Raw genomic sequence first — 12,220 nt, 5'->3', positions numbered from 1 at the left:
CGACGCCCATCCCACAATAACAATTAAAATTGTAAGTTATTTAATTCGCGATCCTTAGATGCGGCGGGACAACTTATAACTAATCCAACTCCCTCCTTCCTTCCAAAGCGCGAGCCAATGTAACCTCATCGGCATATTCCAAATCTCCCCCCATCGGCAAACCAAAAGCTATGCGCGTCACTAAGGTAAAAGGTTTTAATAAGTGACCGATATAAAGAGTAGTAGTTTCGCCTTCCACGCTGGGACTAATAGCAATAATTACTTCCTTAATCTTTTGCTGGGTGACGCGCCGGACTAACGGTTGAATGTTCAATTGTTCCGGGCCAATTCCATCCATCGGCGAGATAACGCCGCCAACAACGTGATATTTACCCATGTATTCCCGCGTTTTTTCTAAAGCGATTACGTCGCGGGATTCTGACACTACACAAAGGGTATGACTGTCGCGGTTTGTATTGCGGCAAATTTCGCAAACAGGGTCAGCAGATAAGTGAAAGCATACTTGACAGAAACCTACTTGCTGTTTGGCATCAATCAAAGATTTAGCTAGGGCTTGCACTTCTTCTTCCGGTCGCTTCAAAATATGTAAAGCGAGCCGCTGGGCTGTTTTTGGGCCTACTCCCGGCAAGCGCTGCAATTGTTCGATTAAACGAGCTAAAGGTCGAGTGTACATTAAAAATTGGCGGTAATTGGTAATATCATTTCTGGTTGATTCGCGACAATATAATTTGCGCGGTGTAGGGGCGGGTTTTACCAACCATCTATGTTTTCAACTAAGTATATCATAAACCGGTTCCGCCCGTACACTGAGGAATATTGACTAATTTACCCTCCACTAATTTTAGCTTTGTAGCCTAACTTTGTGATAATTTCTAGCAGCTTTTGCTTGTGTTCGCCTTGAATTTCGATTTCATTATCTTTGACTGTGCCGCCAGTACCGCATTGGGCTTTTAGCTGCTTGGCTAAAGTTGCTAATGTTTCGGGTTTTTCCTGAAAGCCGCTGATGACTGTAACTGTTTTGCCGCCGCGTCCTTTTCGGGATGCTTCGATTTTGAGATTTTGTTGATTGGGGGGAACTTCGGCAACTCCCCGTTGGAGGGCGGCGGAGTTGTCAACGTTGCCAAATTCGGAGTAAACTATTCGTTTGCCCTCGGTTGTTTTGCTGTCAGAATCTTTGCGTTTGGATGCTGCCATAGGTTAAGATGCTTGAACTTTTTTTAGTGGTATTTCTAGTTTTAGCGGATTGGGGTATGGTTGCGATCGCTCGGAATGCGATCCCATCTTCTACTTATTGTATTAGCCCGTCAATCGATTTTAGATTTTAGATTGAAGGATTGAAGGATTGAAGGATTGAAGGATTGAAGGATTGACCCCGCGGATAGATTCGGGGGGTAAGTTTCTCGGATACAGGTTTTTTATTTCTGGACGGATGAATCGCGTGGCGGGTATCCTGGATGCTTGATTGTCAAGCGTTCAAGGAATTATAATGAAATTTGTTCGATCGCCTCAAGCCCACAAGCAATTTGGTACGATCGACATCAAGCCTCTAGCTTACCCGCCAATCTAAAAAATCTAAAATCTAAAATCTAAAATCAAATGACTGTTACCCCCCTGCATCTCACCACCGAAACCACCGAAACCACCACTCAACGCCCCGACTCCCTCGGCAGATTTGGTCAATTCGGCGGCAAATACGTCCCCGAAACCCTGATGCCGGCTTTATTTGAACTAGAAGCCGCTTTCCACAAATACCGCAGCGAACCGGAATTTCAACAGCAACTCCAACAATTGCTCAAAGATTATGTCGGCCGCCCCAGCCCTTTGTATTTTGCCGAACGCCTCACCGAACACTACGCTAAAGCAGACGGAACTGGCCCGCAAATTTACCTCAAACGCGAAGATTTAAACCACACGGGAGCTCACAAAATTAACAACGCTTTAGCTCAAGCATTGTTAGCAAAACGCATGGGCAAAAAGCGCGTAATTGCTGAAACTGGTGCCGGTCAACACGGCGTTGCCACTGCCACAGTTTGCGCTCGTTTCGGTATAGAATGCGTTGTCTACATGGGCGTTCACGACATGGAAAGACAGGCTTTAAATGTGTTTAGAATGCGGCTGATGGGTGCCGAAGTGCGGCCGGTGGCGGCGGGTACGGGAACGCTGAAAGATGCGACTTCGGAAGCGATTCGCGACTGGGTGACAAATGTCGAAACAACTCATTACATTCTCGGTTCCGTGGCTGGCCCGCATCCTTACCCGATGATGGTACGCGATTTCCATGCGGTAATCGGTGAAGAAACCCGCGCTCAGTGTCAGGAAAAGTGGGGTGGTTTGCCGGATATTTTATTAGCTTGCGTCGGCGGCGGTTCTAATGCAATGGGTCTTTTTCACGAGTTTGTCGGGGAAGAAACTGTCAGATTGATCGGTATTGAAGCGGCCGGCGAAGGTGTTGATACGGACAAACACGCTGCTACTTTGACTAAAGGAAGTGTGGGAGTTCTGCACGGGGCGATGAGTTATTTGCTGCAAGATAATGAAGGTCAAGTGATTGAGCCGCATTCGATTAGTGCGGGTTTGGATTATCCGGGCGTGGGGCCGGAACACAGTTATTTGAAGGATGCAGGCAGAGCTGAATATTATAGCGTAACTGATGCAGAAGCGCTGGGAGCATTTCAGCGGCTTTCGCAGTTGGAGGGGATTATTCCGGCTTTGGAAACTGCTCACGCGATCGCCTATTTAGAGACTCTGTGCCCGCAGCTAACAGGCAATCCGCGCATTGTGCTTAACTGTTCGGGACGCGGCGACAAAGACGTGAACACTGTAGCGAAGGTTCTCGATATCTAGGTTAGCGGAATCTGGGGCGATCGCTCTGTAGGAATTGGTAACAATTAACTTTATTTCTCGTTTGATTTCATGTCCAAAGGTTTGATTTTGACGTGCTTGGGATTGTTGACAATCCTGCCAAAGTGTGACACCTCCATTCCTACGCGATCGCTCCCACAAACTCCCATGAATACTAAGGTTGCTTCGAGTGCTATTACTGACTTAGAAAAAGCGGTTAACCAACAGATTAATCAATACCGAGCATCTAAAAAGTTGCCGCCGCTGAGTATCGATCCGCAAATTAGTCAGGTAGCAAGAATTCACAGCGAAAATATGGCTAACGGTAAAGTACGTTTCAGCCACGATGGATTTGAAGGGCGGGCGAAAGCAGTTACTATTCCTTATAAAAGTGTAGCTGAAAATCTTGCTTACAATTTCGGCTACAGCGACCCGGTACGCAATGCTGTTGAAGGTTGGATTAAAAGTGACGGCCACCGCAAAAATATGGAGGGTCAGTTTAATGTGACAGGTATTGGGGTTGCGAAAAATGCCAAAGGCGAGTATTATTTTACTCAGCTTTTTGTCCGCAGTCGGTAAGCGGAAGGAAGTTCGGCAACGGATTATGTAACGGATGTAACGGATGTAACGGATGTCCGTCGGAAGAGGGAAGAGGGAAGAGGGAAGAGGGCAATCAACAGTTAACAGTCAACAGTTAACAGTCAACAGTCAACAGTCAAAAATTACTAATAATGGAATTTGCAGATTTTCAAGTGTGCGATGGTGATATTCCCGATTCTCTCTTATCTTATTATTTGACAGCAGAGGATCTCGCCGTTGATACCGAAACAATGGGTTTGATGCCGTGGCGCGATCGCTTGTGTTTGGTGCAGTTGTGCGATCCGCAAGGTAAAGTTGCAGTGGTGCGGATTGCCAAAGGCCAGACATCAGCACCGAATTTAAAGAAATTAATGGAAGCCGAAAATATTGAGAAAGTATTTCACTTTGCGCGCTTCGATATGGCAACAATGCGTTACAATTTAAGTATTGACATTGCACCAGTTTTCTGCACAAAGCTAGCTAGTAAACTTGCTAGAACTTATACCAACAGACACGGATTGAAAGAATTAATTCTAGAACTCGAAAATGTAGAATTAAATAAAACATCTCAAAGTTCCGACTGGGGAAATGCGACTAATCTTTCTGACGATCAACTAAATTATGCTGCTAACGATGTCCGCTATTTGCTGAGCGCTAAACAAAAGTTGACTGCTATGTTGCAGCGAGAAGAACGCTGGGAAATTGCCCAGCAATGTTTTGAGTGTTTGCCCGTTTTTGTGAGTTTGGATTTATTGCAGTACAACAATGTTTTCGATCACGGATGATATGGTGTCCGGTTGATTCATTGTTGTATATGTCTGTAGGGGCGGGTTTGACAGATAATAACTGCCTAAAACCCAAAATCTCCTAAACCAGCCCCCAGGCAGGGCAGCAAATCGCAATCTACCTCTTTCAATATACAAGGGGCAGGTTTGATGGAAGCTCGGTTTCGCAGAGCAAGAGTGACATCGGTTCCCGGCTCTTCCCGGACACCAGTTAATCTAGAATCTAAAATCTCAAATCTAAAATCGATCGGCTATTACTATTCGGGATTGTGTTCGTGCAGCAAAGCTTCAATTTGGTCGTCAACATTTCTAATCACCTGTTCCAAAGCGGGCAACCCCTCTAAAGGCACAGGAGAAAGCCGAGTTCGATCGCGAATTTGATTGACTTTCCGCTGCAATTCTTCGGCCAGCCGCAGTGCGTCGCGACTCAAAGTAGACAACTGCTGCTGCTGGTAAAACCTCAAAGCTGCTCCCCGCAAAACTTGCAGGGTGGCTTCTTCCTTGCCGCCCACCGTCATTACCCGCAAGCGCAACAGCAAATGAGTGTTTTGATATATGCGCTCAACTTCGACTTGTTTGGCTTGTTCCACCGGGGAAACAGGCATATCTGTCAGCCGCTTCAACTCGTCGATGACCTCTTGGAAAAGGACGATATCGATACCTTCGAGCATCGATTTCAAAACGCCATCTTGACTCCAAAGAATGCGACCTTGGGACTGGTGCCGCTCAAAAAACAGGCGGCCGATACCCTCTCGCAGCACTCTAGCGAGCAATTCTTGCAGCAGTTGGGGCGCCGGCAAAGTTGCCAAAACTTCGACAGGGCTTGACAAGTGCAAAGCCTTGACATTCAAAACCGAGCGATCGGCAGGCGTCAGCAAAACCTCAGCGCCTGCTGGTTTAAACCGCTCGCGAGGGGGCATTGAGGGTTCTGGCAAAGACAGCAGCGTTGCTGCATTGGGGCCTGAAGTTGCTGATGGGGGATTTTTGGGTGTTGGGGGTGCGGCGGTTTCTGTCTGGCTCGGTTCTCGGAGCTGGTTCCCGTGCAGCAAGTAAGCTGAGAGCATCGAGCGCTGAGTTTCCGAGGCAATTGGCTCTGTTGTGACTGAGCAATTCATGTAAGCTAAAATCCGCTGCACGTAGTCCAAGGCGGAGTCATCTTGGGCATCGACTACGCCCAATTTAAATAGATTACCTTCTAGAGATAAAGGCAAAACTTGATAATAAAGGCAAGCTTCAAAGGGGACAACTGTGTCGATTAGGTGAAATATTCGATCGGAGTCCATTCTAGCTGCGGAGTCTGTTGAAGATGTATGTACCATTAGCTGCTTTGTAGTTGGAAGCGCGATCGAGCGCGACGCACCAACCTGATGCGATAAAATTAAACGCTGCAACTTCCCTGACGGAGGAATTGGCCTAACAACCGGAAGCTTTTATTAAAGAAAAATCCTTAGTCCCAGAATTTTCTCCCTTCTGTATTGCAGCCTCAAATTCTACCTAAAGATTGAGAACTAGATGATGACTAGCGCAGTCTAGACCCACTATCATCGATCGCCCGATATTGATGCCCGTGGCTGGCAACAATAGAATTATATCTTTAATGCACAAGTATTAGAGATGCACCACAAACGATGATTTACGGGCAACCGCTGAATTTAGGATTGGTTAAAAAATCCTGAAAAGTCGATCGTGCTGCTAGTATCTTACCTCAGAGAGTTGACTGGGATCGTCATCCGAGCGCGATCGTCATTCGATTTTAGATTTTAGATTTTAGATTTTGGATTGACTTGCGCGAGATAAATTCGGGGGCTTGAGGAGTTGAGATTTTAGATTTTGGATTGATTTGCGCGAGATAAATCACGTGGCGGCTACGATCGAGAAACTCGCTTGTCACGGCAGCGCTACAACATCCCGATCGAGCTAACCTGATTGGACACAAGGGGCATCGCGCGGTTTTCCACGGAGAAACTCGCAGTCATCTGTGGCTGTGCGGGAATTGATTTGTAGCGCGGATTCTGAAAAATGCTACCGCCAATTAACAATTAGCAATTGCCCGCCACCCATTACCAATCTACTCGTTGCGGAGCGATTGAGCTGCTAAATAAAGTTTGCTCCACTCGCCGATGACTTGATTGGTTTTCAGCTTTAATTCAGATGCGATCGTTTCTACACTTTTCCCAGCTTTCAGCGATTCTACCAACTGCCGCTGCACCGGCGTGAGGTCTTGTAAATATTGCTGCCACTGGGCGGGAGTCAAGCCCAAACTGTGTTCTTTGAGCGAAGTTTCCAGCCAGTTGGCGACTAATTCCGGTGCTTGTTTGACTGCAAAAACCCGAATCGCGTGGTAACTGACTTTTTCTCGCAAGCGGTAAATTTGCTTGATCGGAACCTTCAACTCCTCGGCAATTGCCTCTTGAGAACGACCTTGCAGGTAAAGCTGCAGCCACCGGGAAGCCAGGGGATCGACTTGAGAGGCTAAATAATTCTCAAATTCTTGTTGGACAATCTGCCGCTGAGTTTGCTGCTCTTCCCAAGCTTGATTTTCTCGATACTCGGACATCGCTTGTTCGTCTAGCAGGCTGAGCGGTTCGTCTGTCTCGTCGGGTAGAACCTGTTCCGACACCAGCCGCACCCAGTCTCCCGCAGGCACTTGGGTCAACCCGCCCCGTTGGGCACGCCGCAGGTAGTTGACAAAACGGTACACCAGCAGCGGCTGGTTGCGGATCGGCCGCAAGCAGTATTCTTCTGTGCTCGCTAGCAGCAAAGCATTTCGCAGGCGTCTGTCTGAGGTGCATTCGGCAATCCAGGCGACTTGCTGCTGCAGGTAGCGATCGGAATTGAGCATTTCCTGAATCACTTCTTGCAGTACCTCCACCGCACTCCGCTGTCTGTCGCGACTCAGGGAAACCCACGCTTGGATTTTTTGCCGGAGCACAACCAAGCCGCCGAGCCGCCCGATCAAGTTGCGGTAAGCTTTTTCTGGCGGTACTCCCAGATACCGAGAAATCAAAATTCGATATAAAAAGTCGATCGCCCCAGAGGCGACAGACAATTGAGTTGGGCTAAGAGTGTCAAATCTTTCGGGCTTGTCTCCCAACAGCCAGCGGACAACACTCTCGCGGGTGCTAGAATTTTCGTCCGGGCAATCTTGTTCAAGTCGAGACTTCCAATCTTGTGCCAGTCTTTGGGCCAAGGTCATGAGCTGTTGAGCTATTTGTCTTTCACCCCCGATTTTACGTGGTATCCTGGATTTTTGAGTATTTTTCAAATATTTCAGATATTACGATCGTGCGATCGGATAAATTACCTTAAATTACCCTAAACAAAATTCCATTACGGTGCGATATGCCTAACTTTTTATTAGAACTCGGTACAGAAGAATTGCCCGCATCTTTTGTCGCAAGCAGCGCCCAGCAGTGGCAGCGACTTGTACCTGCAACGCTGGCAGAAGAATCCTTGACAAATGACTCAATTAATGTATACGCTACTCCGAGGCGTTTGGCAGTTCTCGTGAAAGGACTGCCAGTTCAGCAATTAGATAGAGAAGAAGAGGTAAAAGGGCCGCCGGCGAGTTCGGCTTTTAAAGATGGCAAACCGACGAAAGCAGCCGAAGGTTTTGCGAAAAAGCAGGGCGTAGAAATTGATGCTTTGGAAGTTCGCGCTACCGATAAAGGCGATTTTGTATTTGTGCTCAAAAAGATTCCGGGGCGGAAGACAGCGGATATTTTGACAGAACTTGTGCCGCAGTGGATTAACAAGTTAGAAGGCAAAAGATTTATGCGGTGGGCAGACGGAGATTTGAAGTTTCCGCGCCCAATTCGATCGATCGTGGCGCTGTTAGATGATACTGTACTGCCAATTACATTGGTGAGCGGTTCGGATACGGTCAAGAGCGATCGAATTTCCCAAGGACACCGGGTGTTAAACCTGCAGCCGGTCTCGATTCCGCAAGCCGAGGATTATGTCGAGTGTCTGCGGGCTGCTTGCGTGGAGGTCGATCGAACCCAGCGCAAAAATCAAATTAAAGCACAAGTAGAAGCCGCAGCAACAAAACAAGGCGGTTACGCCGACATTACCGAAGATTTGTTAGAAGAAGTCACCGACTTAGTAGAATGGCCGAACGCAGTTGTCGGTAAATTTGACGACGAATTTTTGATATTGCCGCCGGAAGTAATCACCACAATTATTGTTACAAACCAGCGGTATTTTCCCATCCTCAAAAGCCCAGATTATCCCGAACTTCTGCCCTATTTCATTACAATTTCCAACGGCGATCCGGCTAAAGAGGCGATTATTGCCGCAGGTAACGAGCGAGTAGTGCGGGCGAGATTGGCAGACGGTCAGTTTTTCTACAAAGCAGACTTGGTAAAGCCTCTAGAGGATTATTTGCCCAAGTTGGAAAAAGTTACTTTCCAGGAAGATTTGGGGACTGTACGCGCAAAGGTCGATCGTCTGTGCAAGATTGCCAGCCTCATCACCAATCAACTGCAAATCACAGGCGAAGAACAAGCTTACATAGCAAGAGCAGCCTTACTTTGCAAAGCCGATCTCGTAACCCAAATGGTTTACGAACTTCCCGAAATGCAAGGAATCATGGGGCAGAAATACGCCTTAGCAAGCGGCGAACCGGAAGCAGTAGCCACAGCAATTTTTGAACATTATTTACCCAAAGGCGCTGGCGACAATTTACCGCAAACTCTCACAGGTCAAATTGTCGGAATAGCAGACAAATTAGATACATTAGTCAGCATCTTCGGCTTGGGAATGTTGCCGACAGGTTCATCCGATCCCTTCGCTTTGCGCCGCGCAGCCAATGCAATAACTAACATTATTTGGGCGGCTCAGTTGCCAGTAAACTTGCACAAGTTGCTCGCAGAAGTTGTTGCCGAATTTACCGCAGCGCGCCCAGAAACACCTGCTGAGTTGCTGGATCAGTTATACGAGTTTTTCTTGCAAAGAATTCGGACTTTGTTGCAAGAAGAAAAAAATGTAGATTATGATTTGGTAAATGCAGTTTTGGGAGAAAACGACCCAGAATATACTGAACGAGCATTGAGAGATTTGTTGGACGCACTGGAAAGAGCACTTTTCCTACAACAAATCCGCAATAACCAGACTTTGGATCAGATTTACGAAACAGTCAACCGTTCAACTCGTTTGGCCGCTCAAGGTGATTTGGATAAAATACAATTGGAACCGAAAACGGCGGTGAAACCGGAGTTATTTCAAAAGTCGTCCGAACAAGCTTTCTACGATGCAGTCGTGCAATTAGTGCCGCAAACGCAGCTATCGAAGCAAACTCGGAATTACCAGCAGTTAGTAGATAGTTTGACGGAAATTGCTCCGACTGTCAGCAACTTTTTCGACGGCCCAGAAAGTGTTTTGGTGATGGATTCTGACCCCGAAATTAAGCAAAATCGGTTGAATTTACTGGGTTTGCTGCGGAATCACGCGCGGGTGTTGGCTGACTTTGGGGCGATCGTCAATCGATTTTAGATTTTAGATTTTGGATTTTAGATTGCCGTCAAAGGTTTTGATGTAATATCAAATCCATTGGTATCGGAATTATTCATTTCTATCCTCTCTCTTCTCCTCCTCTGTGCGCTCTGCGCCCTCTGCGGTTAAATGATCCAAAAAAAACCGTAACCGATATAAAAGGAAAAAACCAGGGAAATTCGCTCCATCACACACACAACTTATGCCGATCGCTCATATCATTGGACTAGGAAAATCAGGCATTGCCGCCGCCAGACTGCTCAAACGCGAAGGATGGGAAGTAACGCTGAGCGATCGCTCATCTTCCCCAAATTTGCTCGAACAGCAACAGGAATTCGCTAACGAAGGAATTAATGTTGAGTTAGGTAAATCCTTTGAACCAGTCGAATCTATAGAATTAATAGTAGTAAGTCCGGGCGTTCCCTGGGACAGTCCAGCATTAGTGCGCGCCAGAGAGTTAGGCATTGAAACAATCGGAGAAATGGCTCTCGCGTGGCGTTACCTCAAATCTCCTTGGGTGGGAATTACCGGCACTAACGGCAAAACTACTACTACTGCTTTAATTGCTGCTATTTTTGCCGAGGCAGGGCTTTACGCTCCCGCTTGCGGCAATATTGGCTATGCTGCCTGTGAACTAGCTTTAGCCGAAAAACAGCCGGATTGGGTAATCGCAGAAATTAGCAGCTATCAGATAGAATCATCGCCGTTTGTAGCGCCGCGAATCGGAGTTTTGACGACTTTGACGCCGGATCACCTCAGCCGCCACAAAACTTTAGAAAATTACTACAGCATTAAAGCGCATTTGCTGAAAAAATCTGAATTGCAAGTAATTAACGGCGACGATCCTTGTTTGCGGCAGCAAGGAGTTGACATTTGGCCGGATGCGTGTTGGACGAGTGTCAAAGGTAAAAAAGATTTGTTGGGAAATACAGATTTTGGAGCCTATATTCAAGATGGTTGGGTAATAGCTCAATGCGAGAAAATTCTGCCTGCTGATTCTTTGCGGATGGTGGGAGAACACAATTTGCAGAATTTGTTAATGGCGGTAGCGGCGGCTAATTTGGCGGGCCTAGATAAAAGTGCGATCGCCCGGGCGATCGCTAAATTCCCCGGAGTTTCGCACCGCCTCGAACACATCTGCACTTGGGAAGGCATAGATTTCATCAACGACAGCAAAGCTACTAATTATGACGCCGCCCAAGTCGGGTTGGCTTCGGTGAGCGCACCGGCGATTTTAATTGCGGGCGGCGACGCCAAAGAAGGGGACGATCGCGCTTGGATTGATACAATCAAGGCCAAAGCTGCTGCGGTGCTGCTAATTGGGGATGCGGCAGGTATTTTTGCCGATCGGCTCGAACAAGCAAATTACAACGCTTGGGAAATAGTCGAAACAATGGAACGAGCCATCCCGCGAGCAGCAGAATTAGGGAAACAAAATCATGCTAAAGTAGTGCTGCTTTCCCCAGCCTGTGCTAGCTTCGATCAATACCAAAACTTCGAGCAACGGGGCGATCATTTCCGCCAATTATGCCTCGAATCCCTGATTTAACGAACACCAATCCTGTAGGGGCGGGTTCACCAACAATTTATGGCTAAAACCAATAATCTCGTAAACCCGCCCCCACCCAACAGACTAAAACCAATAATCTCGTAAACCCGCCCCCACCCAAAGGTCAATCACAATCTACCGCTTTCAACATACAAGAGGCGGGTTCACCAACATCTTTAATTGGCTAACCATAATCTTCATAAACCCCCCCCGTCCATACTGTCTTCCAAACAGTCTTAATTCTCTCCTGTTGTTCCCATTCTAGCTCATCAAAAACTAGCATCATTTCCTCATGAGTGTAATCAATAATGATTGCCGCCAAATGAGCAGCGGTTTGCGCTTCCAGCATGGCTGTTTTTAACTTTGCCATTGCCTCTTTATCTATTAGCACTAAACTTTGAATATTGACCTCACTTTCATTTTAATTGTGTCTGCAAATGTCTTTTAATTTGGTCGCAAAATCAGCAATCTCAGCAGCAATTATTGTATCAGAAGGCGACGACAATATTTTAAATTGCCTACAAAGCTGAGATAGCAATTTTTCATCAATCTCCAGAATATTGCCTTGGAAAGCGACATTTTTTTGCAACAAAATTGCGATTTCCCTTTCCAGTTGGCGATTTCCTTGCTCAAAGAAATCTTGAGAGTTAGAACGAAACAAACCGCTATTGACTTGCTGAATTTTGCTAGGTGTCAGCGATTGAGCCGAGACAGCAGCCGGAAATCCCAAAGATGCTGCTAGCCACCAGCTAGAAATTATCTGTTTGAGAATGCTGTTCATCACTGTCGGGAGGAGTTTTTACCTCAGTTGGTTTCTCGTTTTCTGACTCGCTTGCTAATTCATCTTCTCGTTCAACTTTTTCTTGCCACTCGACAAGCTGCTGAAAAAGTTTCGGGTTAATTTCAAATACCGGTTTGTTGGTTTCTGACATATTTACTCCTAACATTTATTACATTTAACTGGTTTCCGAAC

The 12,220-nt window shown here is 46.7% G+C and carries 12 protein-coding genes; 5 read left to right on the top strand and 7 right to left on the bottom strand.

From position 1 onward, the window contains the following. Nucleotides 1-79 precede the first annotated feature (79 nt). Entirely contained in the window at nucleotides 80-673 is a 594-nt protein-coding gene (recR, locus tag QUA50_RS11420) for a recombination mediator RecR (protein WP_333267113.1), read from the bottom strand. A gap of 152 nt (nucleotides 674-825) precedes the next feature. Next, nucleotides 826-1,194 carry a translation initiation factor gene (locus QUA50_RS11415; RefSeq protein WP_190737631.1) on the bottom strand — a complete coding sequence of 123 codons (369 nt, stop codon included), beginning with the start codon at nucleotides 1,192-1,194 and terminating at the stop codon, nucleotides 826-828. Nucleotides 1,195-1,596: 402 nt separating this feature from the next. Here QUA50_RS11415 and trpB point away from each other — a divergent pair, with 402 nt between their 5' ends. From trpB to QUA50_RS11400, 3 genes are all read left to right on the top strand, one after another. Continuing rightward, complete coding sequence (trpB, locus tag QUA50_RS11410) at nucleotides 1,597-2,844, top strand: tryptophan synthase subunit beta (RefSeq protein ID WP_333267111.1); 1,248 nt, start codon at nucleotides 1,597-1,599, stop codon at nucleotides 2,842-2,844. 165 nt (nucleotides 2,845-3,009) lie between these two features. Beyond that, nucleotides 3,010-3,420, top strand: a complete 411-nt coding sequence (locus QUA50_RS11405) for a CAP domain-containing protein (RefSeq protein ID WP_333267109.1) — start codon at nucleotides 3,010-3,012, stop codon at nucleotides 3,418-3,420. 152 nt (nucleotides 3,421-3,572) lie between these two features. Beyond that, on the top strand, nucleotides 3,573-4,205 hold the full coding sequence (locus QUA50_RS11400) for a ribonuclease D (RefSeq protein ID WP_333267107.1): 633 nt from the start codon (nucleotides 3,573-3,575) through the stop codon (nucleotides 4,203-4,205). A gap of 257 nt (nucleotides 4,206-4,462) precedes the next feature. On the opposite strand, the gene QUA50_RS11395 is transcribed toward QUA50_RS11400, so the two are convergent. Next, nucleotides 4,463-5,524: a hypothetical protein gene (locus QUA50_RS11395; RefSeq protein ID WP_333267105.1), complete on the bottom strand. Its 1,062-nt coding sequence runs from the start codon at nucleotides 5,522-5,524 to the stop codon at nucleotides 4,463-4,465. 749 nt (nucleotides 5,525-6,273) lie between these two features. Further along, nucleotides 6,274-7,401, bottom strand: coding sequence for a HetZ-related protein 2 (locus QUA50_RS11390; protein ID WP_333267103.1), 1,128 nt, complete (start codon nucleotides 7,399-7,401; stop codon nucleotides 6,274-6,276). Between the two features lie 146 nt (nucleotides 7,402-7,547). Between QUA50_RS11390 and glyS the strand changes: the two genes are divergently transcribed. Continuing rightward, nucleotides 7,548-9,698, top strand: a complete 2,151-nt coding sequence (glyS, locus tag QUA50_RS11385; RefSeq protein WP_333267101.1) for a glycine--tRNA ligase subunit beta — start codon at nucleotides 7,548-7,550, stop codon at nucleotides 9,696-9,698. A gap of 202 nt (nucleotides 9,699-9,900) precedes the next feature. Beyond that, complete coding sequence (murD, locus tag QUA50_RS11380; RefSeq protein ID WP_333267099.1) at nucleotides 9,901-11,247, top strand: UDP-N-acetylmuramoyl-L-alanine--D-glutamate ligase; 1,347 nt, start codon at nucleotides 9,901-9,903, stop codon at nucleotides 11,245-11,247. 184 nt (nucleotides 11,248-11,431) lie between these two features. Here the strand turns inward: murD and QUA50_RS11375 are convergent, their stop codons facing one another. Genes QUA50_RS11375 through QUA50_RS11365 form a run of 3 tightly spaced genes read right to left on the bottom strand, consistent with a single transcriptional unit; the run spans nucleotide 11,432 to nucleotide 12,179 of the window. Beyond that, nucleotides 11,432-11,617: a hypothetical protein gene (locus QUA50_RS11375; protein WP_333267097.1), complete on the bottom strand. Its 186-nt coding sequence runs from the start codon at nucleotides 11,615-11,617 to the stop codon at nucleotides 11,432-11,434. 51 nt (nucleotides 11,618-11,668) lie between these two features. Beyond that, nucleotides 11,669-12,028: a hypothetical protein gene (locus QUA50_RS11370; protein ID WP_333267095.1), complete on the bottom strand. Its 360-nt coding sequence runs from the start codon at nucleotides 12,026-12,028 to the stop codon at nucleotides 11,669-11,671. Beyond that, on the bottom strand, nucleotides 11,997-12,179 hold the full coding sequence (locus tag QUA50_RS11365) for a hypothetical protein (protein ID WP_333267093.1): 183 nt from the start codon (nucleotides 12,177-12,179) through the stop codon (nucleotides 11,997-11,999). Before QUA50_RS11365 ends, QUA50_RS11370 begins: the two co-directional genes overlap by 32 nt. Nucleotides 12,180-12,220 lie beyond the last annotated feature (41 nt).

Source organism: Microcoleus sp. M2_D5, from assembly GCF_036701935.1.
Classification (GTDB): domain Bacteria; phylum Cyanobacteriota; class Cyanobacteriia; order Cyanobacteriales; family Microcoleaceae; genus Microcoleus.
This window is presented reverse-complemented; position numbering and strand designations above follow the sequence as displayed.